At 62.7% G+C, this 15,967-nt stretch carries 14 protein-coding genes; 3 read left to right on the forward strand and 11 right to left on the reverse strand.

What is annotated here, in order from left to right; all coding sequences use genetic code 11:
* From QZ964_RS15890 to msrB, 9 genes are all read right to left on the reverse strand, one after another.
* Positions 1–188 (reverse strand): hypothetical protein (locus QZ964_RS15890; RefSeq protein ID WP_292532665.1); only part of this gene is annotated, 188 nt, incomplete at its 3' end.
* 209 nt (positions 189–397) lie between these two features.
* Positions 398–1,285: a succinate--CoA ligase subunit alpha gene (gene sucD / locus QZ964_RS15895; RefSeq protein ID WP_292532666.1), complete on the reverse strand. Its 888-nt coding sequence runs from the start codon at positions 1,283–1,285 to the stop codon at positions 398–400.
* 17 nt (positions 1,286–1,302) lie between these two features.
* Complete coding sequence (locus QZ964_RS15900) at positions 1,303–2,475, reverse strand: malate--CoA ligase subunit beta (RefSeq protein WP_292532668.1); 1,173 nt, start codon at positions 2,473–2,475, stop codon at positions 1,303–1,305.
* A 36-nt stretch (positions 2,476–2,511) separates the two neighbouring features.
* The gene (fchA, locus tag QZ964_RS15905; RefSeq protein ID WP_292532669.1) at positions 2,512–3,144 is read right to left on the reverse strand and encodes a methenyltetrahydrofolate cyclohydrolase; all 633 of its coding nucleotides are present in this window, start codon (positions 3,142–3,144) and stop codon (positions 2,512–2,514) included.
* A gap of 12 nt (positions 3,145–3,156) precedes the next feature.
* Positions 3,157–4,017, reverse strand: coding sequence for an NAD(P)-dependent methylenetetrahydromethanopterin dehydrogenase (locus tag QZ964_RS15910; protein WP_292532670.1), 861 nt, complete (start codon positions 4,015–4,017; stop codon positions 3,157–3,159).
* A gap of 151 nt (positions 4,018–4,168) precedes the next feature.
* Positions 4,169–5,110 carry a D-2-hydroxyacid dehydrogenase gene (locus tag QZ964_RS15915; RefSeq protein ID WP_292532672.1) on the reverse strand — a complete coding sequence of 314 codons (942 nt, stop codon included), beginning with the start codon at positions 5,108–5,110 and terminating at the stop codon, positions 4,169–4,171.
* A gap of 89 nt (positions 5,111–5,199) precedes the next feature.
* Positions 5,200–6,393 carry an aminotransferase class V-fold PLP-dependent enzyme gene (locus QZ964_RS15920; RefSeq protein ID WP_292532673.1) on the reverse strand — a complete coding sequence of 398 codons (1,194 nt, stop codon included), beginning with the start codon at positions 6,391–6,393 and terminating at the stop codon, positions 5,200–5,202.
* A gap of 62 nt (positions 6,394–6,455) precedes the next feature.
* A complete protein-coding gene (locus QZ964_RS15925) occupies positions 6,456–8,189 on the reverse strand; it encodes a formate--tetrahydrofolate ligase (RefSeq protein ID WP_292532675.1) in 1,734 nt (577 codons plus the stop codon).
* A 686-nt stretch (positions 8,190–8,875) separates the two neighbouring features.
* On the reverse strand, positions 8,876–9,277 hold the full coding sequence (gene msrB, locus QZ964_RS15930) for a peptide-methionine (R)-S-oxide reductase MsrB (RefSeq protein WP_292532677.1): 402 nt from the start codon (positions 9,275–9,277) through the stop codon (positions 8,876–8,878).
* A 123-nt stretch (positions 9,278–9,400) separates the two neighbouring features.
* Here msrB and QZ964_RS15935 point away from each other — a divergent pair, with 123 nt between their 5' ends.
* Positions 9,401–10,990, forward strand: coding sequence for an NAD(P)/FAD-dependent oxidoreductase (locus QZ964_RS15935; protein ID WP_292532679.1), 1,590 nt, complete (start codon positions 9,401–9,403; stop codon positions 10,988–10,990).
* Between the two features lie 518 nt (positions 10,991–11,508).
* Here the strand turns inward: QZ964_RS15935 and QZ964_RS15945 are convergent.
* Positions 11,509–12,720 carry a cation:proton antiporter gene (locus QZ964_RS15945; protein WP_292532683.1) on the reverse strand — a complete coding sequence of 404 codons (1,212 nt, stop codon included), beginning with the start codon at positions 12,718–12,720 and terminating at the stop codon, positions 11,509–11,511.
* Positions 12,721–12,949: 229 nt separating this feature from the next.
* Between QZ964_RS15945 and QZ964_RS15950 the strand changes: the two genes are divergently transcribed.
* Entirely contained in the window at positions 12,950–14,515 is a 1,566-nt protein-coding gene (locus QZ964_RS15950; protein ID WP_292532685.1) for a DHA2 family efflux MFS transporter permease subunit, read from the forward strand.
* Positions 14,516–14,597: 82 nt separating this feature from the next.
* Here the strand turns inward: QZ964_RS15950 and QZ964_RS15955 are convergent, their stop codons facing one another.
* Positions 14,598–15,233: a recombinase family protein gene (locus QZ964_RS15955; RefSeq protein WP_292532686.1), complete on the reverse strand. Its 636-nt coding sequence runs from the start codon at positions 15,231–15,233 to the stop codon at positions 14,598–14,600.
* A 257-nt stretch (positions 15,234–15,490) separates the two neighbouring features.
* Here QZ964_RS15955 and QZ964_RS15960 point away from each other — a divergent pair, with 257 nt between their 5' ends.
* Positions 15,491–15,724, forward strand: coding sequence for a hypothetical protein (locus QZ964_RS15960; protein ID WP_292532688.1), 234 nt, complete (start codon positions 15,491–15,493; stop codon positions 15,722–15,724).
* Positions 15,725–15,967: the final 243 nt, after the last annotated feature.

Raw genomic sequence — 15,967 nt, forward strand, 5'->3', positions numbered from 1 at the left:
CGCGGCTCGAGACCCGCGCCCGCCTTGGAGTCGCGCACCACCGCCTCGATCTCCGGCGTGTGACGGCGAATGACGGTGAGCAACTGTTCACGCAGAAAAGCGGACGCTTCGGTGACCGAACGAGTCGCATAAGCAGACGGCAGCCCGGTCGAAGACGGGCTCCTCAATGTCTGGGTCTCGGCGGTCATCGAAACTCCTTAGATCACGCCGCGTTTGGGCGGAATCGCCCAAATGCAGACAACGCGATCGATTCCAAAAGTCTAGAGCGCGCTTTACGCGAAAAACCGGATTCCACTTTTTCGCAGCGCGCTCTAGCGCTCGCGCGTCGCGAACGAACGGCGGTCGCGACATGCCGACGGACGTCGAGGCGCAATGGCGCCGGCGTCGACCTTGTCACTCAGGCGCCCTGCAAGACTTTGGCGACGGTCGATCCGAATTCGGCCGGGCTCGGCGCGACGGTCAACCCGTAGGACTTCATGATCTCGGTCTTTTCCGCGGCGCTGTCGCCCGACGCCGAAATGATCGCCCCGGCGTGGCCCATGCGGCGTCCTTTGGGGGCCGTAAGGCCGGCGACGAAGCCGATCACCGGCTTGGAGAAATTCTCCTTGATCCAGGCGGAGGCCTCGGCCTCCTGCGGACCGCCGATCTCGCCGATGATGAGCACCGCCTTAGTCTCCGGGTCTTTGTCGAAGAGCACCAGATGGTCGAGGAACGAGGAGCCGTTGATCGGATCGCCGCCAATGCCGACGGACGTCGATATGCCAATGCCAAGCGCCTTCAGCTGCGACGCCGCTTCGTAGCCGAGCGTGCCGGAGCGCGAGATCAGCCCCACCACGCCCTGCTTGTAGATATGGCCCGGCATGATGCCGAGCATCGCCTTGCCCGGCGAAATGATGCCGGCGCAGTTGGGGCCGACCATCATCGGCCGGCGGTCCTTCGGGAAGCGCAGGAAGTAACGCTTCACGCGCATCATGTCCTGCGCCGGAATGCCGTCGGTGATCGAGCAGATCAGACGGACCCCGGAGTCGGCCGCCTCCATGATGGCGTCGGCGCAGAAGGCCGGCGCGACGAAGGTGATCGACGCCTGCGCGCCGGTCTCGCGCACCGCTTCGCGCACGGTGTTGAACACCGGCACGCCTTGGTGGGTCTTGCCGCCCTTTCCGGGCGTGACGCCGGCGACGACATTGGTGCCGTAGTCGATCATCTCCTTGGTGTGAAAGCTGCCCTTGTCGCCGGTGATGCCTTGAACGAGGATCGGCGTCTTTTCGTCAATGAGAATGCTCATGTGTCGTTCTCCGGCGCTTACTTCGCGCCCTTGTAGGCGGCGACGGCTTTCTCGGCGGCTTCGGCGAGTGTATCGGCCTGGATGATCGGAATACCGCTTTCGGCGATGATCTTCTTGCCCGCTTCGACATTGGTGCCGGCGAGTCGCACCACGAGCGGCACGCCTTCGATCTTTTCAGCGCGCACCGCGTCAACGACGCCTTGCGCGACCCAGTCGCAACGATTGATGCCGGCAAAAATATTGACCAGCACGACTTTCACGCGTCGATCGGACAGAACGAGGCGAAAGGCCGTCGCGACGCGCTCCGGCGAAGCGCCGCCGCCGACATCGAGAAAGTTGGCCGGATTGCCGCCGGCGTGCTTGATCATATCCATCGTCGCCATGGCGAGTCCGGCGCCATTGACGATGCAGCCGATCTCGCCTTCGAGGCCGATATAATTCAGGTTGTGCTCCAGCGCCTGCGCTTCGCGCGGGTCGCTCTGCGAGGGATCGTTCATGTCGACGATGTTGTGACGGCGGAACAGCGCATTGTCGTCGAAGGACATTTTCGCGTCGAGCGCCAGCACCTTGTCGTCCTTGGTGACGACGAGCGGATTGATCTCAAGCATGGTCGCGTCATTGTCGCGGAAGGCGCGATAAGCGCCCATGATCGTCTTCACCGCACGCGAGACCTGTTTGATATTGAGGCCGAGCTGAAAGGCGAGTTCGCGCGCCTGAAACTGCTGCAGGCCGACGGCGGGCTCGACGATCACCTGGAGCAGCTCGTCCGGCGTATTTTTGGCGATCTCCTCGATCTCCATGCCGCCGTGTTTTGAGGCGATGACGCGCACGCGCTCCAATTTGCGGTCGAGCACGTAGCCTAGATAAAGCTCACGCTCAAAAGGATCGGCGACTTCGACATAGACGCGCTGCACCGGCTTGCCCTCGGGTCCGGTCTGGCCGGTGACGAGTCGCTTGCCGAGAAGATCGCGCGCCGCTTGCTGCACTTCGTGATAGGTGCGGCAAAGCTTGACGCCGCCCGCCTTGCCGCGTGCGCCGGCGTGAATTTGCGCCTTGACGACCCAATGCGAGCCGCCGAGTTCAGTCGCGGCGTAAACCGCCTGATCCGGACTGAAGGCGACCGTGCCCGGCGGAATATCGACGCCGTGGCTCGCCAGAATTTCTTTGGCCTGATACTCGTGGACGTCCATGTCAGTCCTCTCCTCGCGATTTTCGGCGCGGCGTGCTTAGCCGCCTATCTTGGCTTTGACCGTGTCATAGACCGCTTCAGTCTCGGCGGCGGCCTTGGCGAGCAGAGCATTAACTTCTGCAAGCTGCGTCTCCGCGAAGTCGCGGTCCTTGATCGCCTTGGCGTTGATGAAGACGTTGAGCGCGCAACTGCGCAGACCGGCGTTTGCCGCGAGCACGGCGACGCCGGCGTCGCTGATGACGTTGAGATTGCCCTTGTCCGCGGCTTCCTTAGACAGCGCAATCACGTCGTAGCAGATTTTGCATGTCTTCAGCGGCGCCAGCGTCGCTTCCTTCAGCGCCGTCTGAATCGCCGCCGAGCGCTTCGCCTTCTCTTCATCCGTGCCGCGCGGCAGGCCGTAGGCCCCCATCAGCGTGTTGAAGGCGACGACGTCTTCATCGACGCCCGCGGTCAGTTCGGCGCGCAGCTTTTCAGCCTTGGCGAGAGTCTGCTGCAGATCGGCTGAAACGGCTTCGTAATTCTTCTTGCCGATGGTGAGGTTGCACACCATCGATACGAGCGCCGCGCCCATGGCGCCAGACAGCGCCGCAGCGCCGCCGCCGCCCGGAGTCGGCGCATCGCTGGCGAGTTCGTCGAGGAATTTCCCAATCGTATCGTTCTTGGCGCTCATATCTTTCCTCGCTCAGGCGAGCTCTTTGGCTTGTGCATAAATGTTTTCGCAGTCGAACACTTGGTCGGCGGCGTCAAACAGCTTGCCCACGCATTCGCGGTGCAATTTGAGCTTGAGCCCGCCCAGTCCCAGCGCGCCAATGACGATCTTGCCATGACGCTCTTTCGCCTTGTCGGTCGCCTCGACGCCGCCGACGCCAAGCGGCGGCTGCGCATTGCAGTCGGCGATGAGTTCGATCGTTGGATCGCTCTGCCAATCCTTTTCGTCGAGCAGCGGCACACCGATAGCGCCCGCCGCGAACACGATCTGTGCGCCCTTGACCGCCTGAGCGCGCGCCGCGTTGTCGGCGGCTTCAATCGCTTTGGGCGTGAAGCCGAAGCGCTCCTGAATAGCCGCGGCCGCCGCCTCGGCGCGCGACTTATGACGCGAGGTGATCGCGACTTCGGCGCCTTCGATATTGAGCATCGCCGCGGCGCGCATGCCGACCGGGCCGGTGCCGGCGAGAACGACAGCCTTCTTGCCCTTGAGCGAACTCGCCTTGGCGAGCAGCGCGACGCCCGCCGCGGCGGTCGTATTGGAGCCGTTCGAATCGAGCATCGCCGAGACGCGGAAATTCGAGAAGAAGCGCTTCTTCACCGCTTTGAACACGGCTTCGCCAGCCGTCATGTTGCCGCCGCCGACGAAAATCGCCGTATTCTGTTTTTCCTTCGGCCCGCGCGTGTAAATGCAGCCGTCGACCAGCGCGCCGACGTTTTCGGGCGTCACGGCGCCATAGCCGATGATGTGATCGGCGCCGCCGTCATAGCCGACGACCGTGTCGAAAACGCTCGGAACCGGATCGGTGTCAAAAAGGAAAAGAAGTTTCTTGGTCATCGGAGTTCCTCAGGCCACGTCATGGCCGGGCTTGTCCCGGCCATCCACGCCGGGACGTTGCGCAACATTTTCAAACGCTCCGTAGCGGCGCGGCGTGGATGCCCGCGACGAGCGCGGGCATGACGGCGGCAGCATGCGAGACACGTCGTCCTCACGCCGTCACGACGTTGCGCGGGCTGCCGGCGACAAACGCGTCGATATTGTCGACGAGCTGATCGGCCAGCACCTGCATCGCCTCTTTCGAGGCCCAGGCGACGTGCGGCGTGATGATGAGATTGGGAATCGTCGGGTCGAGCAGGATATTGCCGTTCTTTGGCGGCTCGACAGTCAAAACATCCATGCCGGCGCCGGCGATGACTCCCTTGCGCAGCGCATCGGCGAGCGCCGCCTCGTCGACGATGCCGCCGCGCGCCGTGTTGATGATGCAAGCGGTTTTCTTCATCGACGCGAACTCCTTGGCGCCGATCATGTTCTTCGTCTCCGGGGTGAGCGGCAGGTTGAGCGTCACGACATCCGACTCGCGCAGGATGGTCGCGACGTCCACCTTGTTCGGCACGTCGGTGACGTCGTTGATCAGCACCTTCATGCCGAGCGCGACCGCCCGCTTCTCGATTTCCCTGCCGAGCGCGCCATAGCCGACGATGCCGAGAGTCGAGCCGGCGATATCGTAGATCGGATAGTCGAAGTAGCAGAACTGATTGGCGTAACCCCAGCGGCCTTGCCGCACGGAGTTGTAGTAATTGACCAGGTTGCGGCGCAGCGCGAACAGCAGCGCGAACACATGTTCGGGCAGCGTGTTGAAGGCGTAGTTGCGAATGTTCGAGACGACGATCCCATTGGCGCTCGTATAGGTCTTGTCGATCACGTCCGTGCCGGTCGCGGCGACGGCGATGAGCTTGAGATCGGGAAGCTGCTTCAACGTCGCTTCGCGCAGCGGCACCTTATTGGTGATGCAGATCGTCGCGCCCTTCAGGCGTTCAACGATCTGGTCGGGCGCCGTCTGGGCGTGTTCAGTGTATTCGTGAGGAAAATTCGGCTTGCGCACATTGGCGTCGAGCGTTTCCCGATCGAGAAAGACGATTTTGTGCGACATGTCCTGGTTTCCCCTCTTTCTCAATTCTTTTTTTGGCAGTCATCAATCGGGCTCCGGCGGTCGGAGCGCTCCGACCGCCGGTTGCCGATTTACATCTTGAGCAGCGGATTGGCGCGATAGACCGCCTGCGCCGCCGCAACGCCAGAACCCGGAGTCACGGGGATGCCGACGTCGAGCATGGCCATCTCGGCGCCGCCGATGGCGCCAAGCAGCATGAGTTCGTTGAGGTCGCCGAGATGGCCGATGCGGAACACCTTGCCCGCGACTTCAGACAGGCCGGCACCGAGCGCAAGATTGTAGCGCTTGTAGGCGATCTCGATGACCTTGGCGGCGTCATAGTCTTCCGGCACGACGATCGCCGTGACGGTGTCGGAGTTCCACTTCGGCTCCTTGGCGCAGCACTTGAGGCCCCATGCGGAGACCGCCGCGCGAACGCCCTCGGCGAGATGATGGTGGCGCTTGTAGACCTGATCGAGGCCTTCTTCGAACAGGATCGAGAGCGCTTCCTTGAGGCCATAGAGCAACGGCACGGAAGGCGTGTAAGGGAAATAGCCGCCCTTGTTGGCGTTGATCATGTCCTGGAATTCGAAATAGGCGCGGCGGCCCTTGTTGGACTTGCCCGCGTCGATCGCCTTCTGGCTCGCCGCCATGAGCAACAGACCGGCCGGCAGCATGAAACCCTTTTGCGAGCCCGACACGATCACGTCGACGCCCCATTCGTCCATTTTGAACTCGAGTGACGCGACCGAGGACACGCCGTCGACGAAGAGCAACGCCGGGTGCTTGGCGTTGTCCATCGCCCTGCGCACCGCGGCGATGTCGGAGGTCACGCCGGTCGCCGTTTCATTATGCGTGGCGAGAACGGCCTTGATCTCGTGATTCTTGTCGGCCTTCAGCGTCTCTTCGATCAGCTCGGGATCATTGCCGGTGCCCCATTCGCGCTCCTGCACGACGACGTCCAGGCCCTGACGCTTACAAAGATCGATCCACAGATGGGAGAACTGACCGAAGCGCTGCGCCAGAACCTTGTCGCCCGGCGACAGCGTGTTGGTGATCGCAGCTTCCCAGCCGCCGGTGCCCGACGCCGGGAAGATGAAGGCGTGGCCCTTCTCGGTGCCGAAGACCTTCTTCAAGCCAGGAAAGAGCGGCTTTACGAGATCCGGGAAGGTCGGCGAGCGATGATCCTCAGACGCGACCGACATCGCGCGCACAACGCGGTCGGGGAGATTGGTCGGGCCCGGCACAAAAAGAAAATTCTTGCCAGGAATTCTGGAATTCAACATTCTCAAGCTCCTTTCGAGCGGCAGGTTTCAGATGGCGCGGCGCCGACGGCGCCGAAAAAGCGCTAGAACAGGCCGGCGATGCGGCCCGCGTCGTCAACATAGATATTGTTTGCGGCGGGAACCTTGGGCAATCCCGGCATCGTCATGATGTCGCCGCACACCGCTACGATGAACTCGGCGCCCGCCGAGAGACGCAGTTCGCGAATCGGGATGGTGAACCCTGAAGGCGCGCCTTTGGCGTTTTGATCCGTCGAGAAGCTGTATTGCGTCTTGGCGATGCAGACCGGGAATTTGCCGAAGCCTTCCTTCTCCAACTCGGCGAAACGCGCCTTGATGCTCGAGTCATAGGAGATATCGGCGGCGCCGTAGAGCTCCTTGGCGATCGTGCGGACCTTTTCGGCAAGCGGCATGTCGTCCGGATAGAGCGGCTTGAAGTTCGAGGGCTGCGTCTCGATCGTCTTGACGACGGCCCTTGCGAGGTCCGCCGCGCCAGCGCCGCCGGAGCCCCAATTGTCGGCGACGACGCATTCGACGCCTTCCGCCTTGCAGAGTTTGTCGAGCGCCGCCATCTCGGCCGCCGTGTCCGCCGAAAATTTGTTGATCGAGACGAGAACCGGCACGCCGAATTTGCGGACGTTGCCGATATGGCGCTTCAGATTCTCGAAGCCCTTCTCGACCGCCGCGACATTCTCGGCCTTCAGATCGTCCTTGGCGACGCCGCCATGCATCTTGAGCGCGCGAATCGTCGCGACGATCACGGTGATGTCGGGCTTCAGGCCAGCCTTACGGCACTTGATGTCGAAGAACTTCTCCGCGCCGAGATCGGCGCCGAAGCCCGCCTCGGTCACGACGTAATCGGCGAGCTTCAGGCCGGCCTTCGTCGCGATGACCGAGTTGCAGCCGTGGGCGATATTAGCGAAGGGACCGCCGTGGATGATCGCCGGGTTATTCTCCAGCGTCTGCACGAGATTGGGCGCGATCGCGTCCTTGAGCAGCGCGGCCATGGAGCCCGCCGCCTTCACTTCAGAGGCGCGCACGTTCTTCTTGTCGCGCGTTTGGCCGACGATGATGTCGCCCAGCCGCCGCTGCAGATCGGCAAAATCCGAAGCGAGGCAAAAGATCGCCATCACCTCCGAGGCGACGGTGATGTCAAATCCGTCCTCGCGGGCAAAGCCGTTCGCCACGCCGCCGAGCGACGAAACGACCGAGCGCAAGGCGCGATCGTTCATGTCGACGACGCGCCGCCAAGAAACCCGGCGCGAATCGATCTTGGGCTCGCCGCCCCAATAGATGTGGTTGTCGATTAGCGCCGCGAGCAGATTGTTGGCCGCGCCGATCGCGTGGAAATCGCCGGTGAAGTGGAGGTTGATGTCCTCCATGGGCACTACCTGCGCATAGCCGCCGCCCGCCGCGCCGCCCTTCACGCCAAAGCAGGGGCCAAGCGATGGTTCGCGCAAACAGCACAGCGCTTTCTTGCCGATGTGATTGAGGCCGTCGGTGAGACCGACGGTGGTCGTCGTCTTGCCTTCGCCGGCAGGCGTCGGCGTAATCGCCGTGACGAGGATCAGCTTGCCGTCCGTCTGGCCGGCGAGGGAAGAAATATAGTCGAGGGATATTTTGCCCTTGTAATGGCCATAGGGCTGCACATGCTCGGCCGGGATGCCGAGCTTGTCGCGGGCGACGTCGATGATCGGCCGCATCTTCGCGGCCTGCGAAATCTCGATGTCGGACTTCGGCGCAAGATGCTGATTGTCTATTCCGCTCGCGCCCGGCGCGGCGGCTGACCTTTCTGACATGCAGTCCACTCCCTCTCGGGGCCCGCGTCGCACAGGCCCAGAATTCGTTTTTTCGGTCATCGAGAAACGGGTTGGCGCCGCCGAACCGCTCCCCGGTCGACCGGGCTGAAAATCCTGCCGATGTCAGGCTGCAGCCTGTCTTGCGACCGTCGTTTTGTTCAAGCCGCGCATGAAGGCCCGCGGTTCGCCGCTACGAGCCGACGTGCGCATGAGTCCGCTTGCTGAAGAATTCGTTGGCGGACACCTCGTATGACGGGAATCAAAATTGCTCGTCAAGCCGGCCGGGCTTCCGGCGGCGCGCCGTCGTCACCGGCGTTTTGAAGCGACTCCCGCTCGCGCGACAAGGCGCCCAAGGCATGTCGCTTATTCGACAAGCCGGGCCGATCGCCTATCCTTGGCCTATCTTATCGAGTAGTTTAGCATGAGTCGCGCTGGCGCCGACGATACCGCTCAATCTCTACAGAAAGCGCAAAGCTTCCTACACGCCTGCAAGGCTGATCTGGCAGGCATGGAGAGGCGGCTTGCGCGCGCTAAAGCGAAACTGAACCCCGTCCTTGCCTATCCGAAGAAACCGCAGGAGAGCGGGCGCAGGAGCCGCCAAGACTGATCAAAAAAAAATTTGTCGCAGTCAACGCCGCATCCTTTGCTCTATCGGCCTATTGTGACGGCCCATAGTCGTTCGACGCCTACTCGGGCTGAAAATCAAGCGCGACGCCATTGATGCAATAGCGCAGTCCCGTCGGCGGGGGGCCGTCGTTGAATACATGGCCGAGGTGCGAGCCGCAGCGGCTGCAGTGCACTTCGGTGCGCACCATGCCGTAGCTGCGATCGACGGTCGAGCCGAGCGCGCCGGGAAGCGGATCGGAGAAGCTCGGCCAGCCGGTGCCGCTTTCGAACTTCTCGCCGGAACGAAACAGCGGCTGGCCGCAGCCGGCGCAATTGAATGCGCCGCGCCGCTTTTCGTGGTTGAGCGCGCAGCTTCCGGGGCGCTCCGTGCCATGGCCGCGCATGACTTCATATTGTTCGGGCGTGAGCAGCGCCCGCCATTCGGCGTCGGTGTGGGTTAGGGGAAAGCTTTCATTAGCCATGCGCCAGCGCCTTTTCCAAAGAGTCTTCGGCTTGGTGTCCTATCTTGTGTCAACCGCCGCCTTTCGCCAGAGGCTCCGGGCGGGATAGAGTGGCGATCCTCCAGCAAAAACGATGATTCGAGAATGAGCGATAAGACATTCGACGCCGTGGTGATTGGCTCGGGACTGGGCGGATTGACGGCGGGCGCGCTGCTGGCGCATGCCGGCTACAGCGTCTGCCTGCTCGAGCGCAATTTCAGTCTGGGCGGCGCAGCGTCGGTCTACAAGGTCGGTCCGCTGACCGTCGAAGCCTCGCTCCATCAGACCTCGGACGCGCGCAACCCCCGTGACGTGAAGCACGACATCCTGCGCCGCCTGGGGATTCTCGACGAGATCGAGTGGCTGCCGACCGGCGCCCTCTATGAGGTGCGCGGCGGCCCTGTCGACGAGCCCTTCGAACTGCCTTTCGGCTTTGGACCGGCCTATGAGGCGCTCGCCGCCCGATTCCCCGATAAGCGCGCCGCAATTCAGCAGTTTCTCGGCGAGGTGGAGCAGATCCACGACGCCCTGTGGACGCTAAAGCAGGCGCGCGAGGAAGGCTCCTTCGCCAAATTGGCGCGCGGACTTTGGGAAGTCCAGCCCGCGGCCGCCGGCTGGCAGAACTCGCTGCATGAGATCATGGAGCGCGATTTCGCCGGCTGCGAAGCCCTGAAATGCGCATTGGGCGCCAATCTCGCCTATTACGGCGATGATCCGCGCCGGCTGTGGTGGATCTATTATGCAATCGCGCAAGGCGCATATATCAGCTCGGGCGGCGCCTACATCAAAGGCGGGTCGCGTCAGTTGAGCCTCAAACTCGCGAAGGCGATCACCAAGACCGGCGGCGTCGTGCGCATGGGCCGGCAGGTCAACGCCATCGAGACCGATGCAGACGGCGCGGTCATAGCGATCCGCCACGTCGCCCGGCGCGACGGCGAGGGCGAAGAACGCATCGAAGCGCGCGCGGTAATGGCGAATTGCGCGCCTTCAGAGGCCGCCGCGATGATGGACGTCGCCGCGCGCGCGAAAATGGAGGAGGCCTTCGGGTCCCGCAGGCTCTCCACGTCGTTATTTTCGGCAAATTTCGGCTTGAGCGCGAAACCCTCGACAGTCGGGCTGACGGAGTTCACGACCGTGGTCATGCCGCCGGACATGCGGCGCTTCGATCAATATGGCGACGGCGCCGGCGCGATGTCGGAAGACCCCAAGGGCGCGCTGCCGCTCCATACGATCGCCAATTTCACCGCGGTCGACTCAGGGCTGTGGGACGAGCCGCCGATTCTTGTCAGCGTGCTCGGCCTCGATCGCTTCGACAACTGGCGCGATCTGCCGCGCGAAGCGGCGCTGGCGCGCCGCGAACGCTGGCTCGACGCGATACAGGCTTCTCTCGACCGCGACTATCCGGGCTTTTCCGGTCTGGTCACGACGCGGATGCTGCTCAACGCCTATTCGATGGCGAGCTATCTCAACACGCCGGAAGGCGCGGTATACGGCTTTGCTGCGTTGCCCGCCGAAGCGCCGATCTTGATGGGATTTCCGCGCACGCCGCAGACGCCGATCGCCGGACTCTTTCTCGCCTCGGCGTTCGGCGGCGAACATGGCTTCAATGGCGCGATGTTATCCGGCGCCGAGGCCGCGCGGCTCGCCGAGAGTCGGCTCGCCCTCGCGCCCTCAAGAGAAAATAGCGCAAATTGACGTGGGGACAGTTTGCCCCCGCCGTTTAGAGCGCGGCGCGTGAAAAAGTGGACGCTGGCTTTTCGCGCAAAGCGCGCTCTACGCCTTAGGTATCGATCAATTGATCTGCATTTGGGCGATTGCGCCCAAATGCAGCATGATCTAGCGCCTGCGCCGTTTGCCGCCGGGCGCCGCTGACGCGATGCCGAGTTCGGCCCGGCACGCAGCGCTAATCGAACCGGCGTTGCTTCTCAGGCATCGTTCGATGGCCACGGCGTCGGGAATATATGCATCGCAAACGCGATTCGCGTCGGCTTCGCAGGATGCGCGCTGCTGGGGCGTTCCTTGAGCAAATGCCGGCGCGACCGCAATAAACGCCACCAGAGCCGATAGCCTCAAAAAGATGCGCATTCAGATCATCCTTCCTTTTTCGAGCGCTTCGAAGTTAAGCGGAGCGCAAGCGCGCGGCTGGGCAGGCGCGCTCCCTCGAGCGACAATGGGCGTTGATTGCATCGCGCCCGCCGGGAATCAAGTCGCATTTATCCCTCCAGAACAGTCTCCGCAGCCCGATCAGCGGCGACAGGCTGCTTCTGCGCGCCATTTTGCGGCAGCCGATGGCGCGGCAAATAAAGACTGTTCGCGATCATTGTCGGCACGATCGCCGTCGCGATGATCGCCGCGACCAGCGTCGAATATTGGCTTTCGTCAATGATGTTGTTTGACAAGCCGAACAGCGCCGAAATCGTGCCGAACGTAAGGCCGGACGCCATCAACAGCGTCGTATACATGGCGTCCTTGTGCGGCGAGCCGAAACGGCGCGCGACGGGATAGACGCTGGCGACCTTGGTCGCCAACTCGACGGCGAGAAAGGCGGCGACGCCGAGCGGCGCAGCAAAAACGGCGGGAATGGAAACGAAATATCCCGCCCGGATGAAATAGAAAGGCGTCAGCAAACCAATGACGATCGTCCTGAATCTACGAATAAGCGCGTGATCACGGCCGACCGAGCCCGCGAGCGCCATGCCAATGAGATAGGCGGGCAGCACGCCTTCGCTCCCGGCCCAAGTCGCGAGCGCGCCGAGCGCCATCAGCGCAAAGAACAGGAATTTCGTTTCGAATTCGGAGGGGCGGCCGCCGAACTTTGCAAAGATCGCTGGCGTGACGCGCGGCAATGCGACGAAGGCCGCGCCGACGGCAGCGACGAACAGGGCAGTCTTCCAGGTGAAGGGCGCGAAGACAAGGCCGAGCGTGACGACCGTGCCAAGGTCGGTGATGAAACAGGCGGCGAGTATCGTCTTGCCGAAATCGGTGCGGTTGAATCCATATTCCATCATCACCGTATAGACGACTGCGACCGAGGTGGCGGCGAGGGCGATGCCGGCGAGCAGCGCCGGCGAACTGTCCCAACTCAGCAGATAATAAGCGACCGCCCAGCAGCCGATGGCGGGCGCGAGGAAGCTGGCGGCGCCGATCGCCGCGGCCTCCTTCCACTTCAGCTTAAAGACGTCGGGATCGAGTTCCGCGCCCGCGAGAAATGTGAGCGCGATCGCGCCAAGTCCGGCGAGCGTCTTGACCCAAGGTTCCTGAACGTTGAAGATTTCGGCGCCGACAGTCGCGGCGAAAAGCGCTCGTGCGCACATGCCGACGATGATTTCGGTCAACGCGGTCGAGATTCGAAATCTTGCGGCGATCATCGCGGAGATGAGCGCAAGACCGAATATGAGCGCTACCTGAAACCAGATCCCCGTCACGCGCTTTCTCCGCTTTCCTGGCGGCTTGTATGGCCCATGGCGCCCGCCATTGACAAGCTTGGGGCGTTTCTCCGCGCCCGCGCTTCGTGACAAATGCGCTGTTTTGAGTGATGACTCGCACGCGCCAAATGAGAAAACGGATGAAGCCGCGCGCCTCAATGGAACTGCAATCGGCTTGGCGTCCCGCGCGTCCGGCTGGAGCGCGATGGTTGTGACGGAACGGACGCGAATGAAAGGCTGGCGATTCCTGCTGCTCAACGGCGCGGCGGGCGCGGCGAATGTCGTCATGCTGTCGAATGTGCCCGGCTACACGGTGCTCGCGCCCTATACGGCCGGAAGCCTTGAGGGGGTGTCGCCGAGCTACGGCACTTGGGCGACGACCGACCATATGGTCGGCATCGCGCTTGGCCTTCCGTTGTCGCGATGGCTCTCGGGGCGGCTTGGCGATTATCGCGTGCTGGTCGGCGCCCTCGTCGCTTACGCGGCCGTTTCCCTGATGTGCGCAGGAAGCGAGACGATCTGGTTTTTTGCGCCGATGCGCTTTGTCCTCGGCATTGTCGGCGGCGTCGCCCTTCCGCTCGCGCAATCGGTGACGCTTGCGCAATACCCGGATGATCAGCGCACGCTCGGCGTCGGCTTCTGGGGCGTCATGAGCATGGCGCCTTTCACCGTCGGCGTCTTCATGGGCGGCTTCTGGGCGGAATATTTCAATTGGCGCTGGCTGTTTTATTCCAACGTCATGGTCGCCTTGCCCGTTGCAGGCGTCGTTGCTGCGCTGTTCTACGGGAGAGGCTTCGAGCGCCGCGTGACGCGCTTCGATACGATCGGATTCATTCTGCTTGCGACGATTCTTGTCAGCGTGCAGACGATCCTCAATATGGGCAACGATTTCGACTGGTTCGGTTCGCCCTTGCTCGCGTGGCTGCTTCTTGTCGTCCTGCTCACATTGCCGATGTTCATCGTCTGGGAGTTCGGCGAGCGGCGGCCAGCGCTCGACCTGCGGCTGTTTCTGCACCGCAATTTCGCGATCGCGACATTCTGTTCGCTGATCGGCTTTCTTATCATTCAGGGCCTGCTTTCGGTGTTCGTCGTGCAACTGCAGATGCTGCTCGGCTACACGTCTTCGCTCGCCGGCATGGTCTATCTGGCCATGATTTTTCTGGCGATGGCCGCCGCCGCCGGCGTGCATGAGATAACGAGGAATGTCGACGCGCGACTGATCGTGTTCCTCAATTTCATCGGTCTCGCGGTGACTTTTGTGTGGCTCGGCGGATACGACAAGAGCGCCTCTTTCGACAATGTCGCGACGCCGATGTTCTTCTTCGGCTTCTCGCTCGCAATGTTCTTTGCGCCGCTCGCGACGCTCGCCATGACCGGACTCGCCGGCGAACGACTGATCCGCGCCGCCGAGGAGCTGGCGATGCTGCGCACGGTGTTCGGCGCTTTCGGCATCACGCTGCTCGGCGTCGTCTTCTTCCGCCGAACGCCCTTCCATCAGCTCGACCTCGCCGATCGTTTCGGCGGACGGCGCTTCGCTTCGCTCGATCTGCTGACCGCGTTTCTGGAGCGCATGCAGGCGATCGGCATGTCGCCGGAGGCGGCGCGCAGCCGAGCGGCGCAACTCATTCGCCAGCAGGCGGCGATCCTCGCGTTAAACGACGCCTTTCTGCTCGGCGCGATGACGTTCATCTGCCTGGCCGCGGTTATCTGGCTTGCCTACCCAAGCTACGCTTCCAAGAAGCGCCGACAAGCGCTCGATCGGCTTTCCGCAGAGGAGTTGATGGAGCAGCCCTAAAGCATCTGGAATCGATCACCTTGTCTGCACTGGGGCGATTCCGCCCAAACACGGTCCGCGCGACGGCGCGCGCAATCCCCGCCTACATTCCCCATTCCGCGAGGGCCGCCTCGGCGCGCGCCTCATCGTCCCTCATCCGATAGACGGTCTGTCGGGAGAGCCCTGTCGCAGCGGCCACGGGTCCAACGCCGGTTCCCTGAGCGAGCAGGTCACGGACCGTCTCAAACTGCGCGCGCGAGTAGCTGGGCTTACGGCCCCGGTATTTGTTTGCGGCGCTCGCCTTCGCGCGTTCGATCCCCGCCCGCTGCGCTTCCTTCGCGGCTTCCGCCTGGGCTTGAGCAGTCGCCGCCAAAAATGTGATCAGCGCGTCCCGCACGGCTTGTTGCGTGGGGTCCGTGGTTGCGCCGTCGAAGGCGAGCGCCTTGATCACTGTCCGAACGATGACTCCCCGGCGCATGAACTCCCGAATGGCGTCGGTCACTTCCGCGTCATTGCGTCCGAGGCGGTCTAACCAGCGGACCACGAGCGTATCGCCCGGCCGCAGCAGATCGAACAAACGGCGGCCCTGCGGGCGCTCGGCGAGGGGAACGCGGAGGCTGGACAGGCCTTCGTCCCAAACCACCTCATCGATGGCAAACCCGCTGGCGCGGGCCTCGTCTGCCTGGCGCACGGCGGTCTGGTCGAGAGTCGCGACGCGCGCGTAAAGGATGGTTTTCATGCGGGGTCCTGCGTCCGTTAGCCTCATGTCCGCATGTGCTCGCGTCCGCTGAGATAGCTTCGATTCTAACGGACAGACAATTTCGGCCCTCGGCGTTGGTTCTTTATACTATACCCTTACGGACGCTCGCCTTCCAATTAGGCAGGTCGATTGCGCAAGAGTTGCTTGGCTTCCGATCAGCCCGGCTGGTAAAATCCTGGCCTCGGCTGAGCGCCGTCTCGCGTCATCCGTAACGAGTAGCTTGGAGTTTCTTCGTCATGTCTGACGACAGCAGTCACGACGACATCCTCAATTTGACCGATCCGGCGGAATATGCGGACGCTGTATCGCAGCGCACGATGGCGTTCTGCCATTTGGCGAAACTGGCCGATACGGTCGAGGATGAGACCGTTAAGGAACTCTGCGTGGCGATGCTGAGGAAACTCAATTCCAGCATGCGCGCCCCTGCGGCGGCCGAACTGCGCTCGATTGAAGGCGCAACGCGAAACTAAAGGGCGCGCGCCGCAATATCGGCTCAGGCGACATGCTTCCGCGACAACAGGTCAGCTAGTGGAAGAGGCGCGCGCGCTGATTAATGGCGCGAACCTTTGACACGCTTTCCTTCGCACTCGCCGATCTCTCGCAAAAGCGGTCGCCTCCTTTTTGGCTTGAATGTTCGATGCCGCCTTGGTCGACCGCGGCTTCCATCAAGCCATTTTGGCGAGCGCCCAATCGCGCAACCCAACTCCCGCCCT

It is taken from the genome of Methylocystis sp. (assembly GCF_021731785.1).
In the GTDB taxonomy this organism is placed as follows: domain Bacteria; phylum Pseudomonadota; class Alphaproteobacteria; order Rhizobiales; family Beijerinckiaceae; genus Methylocystis.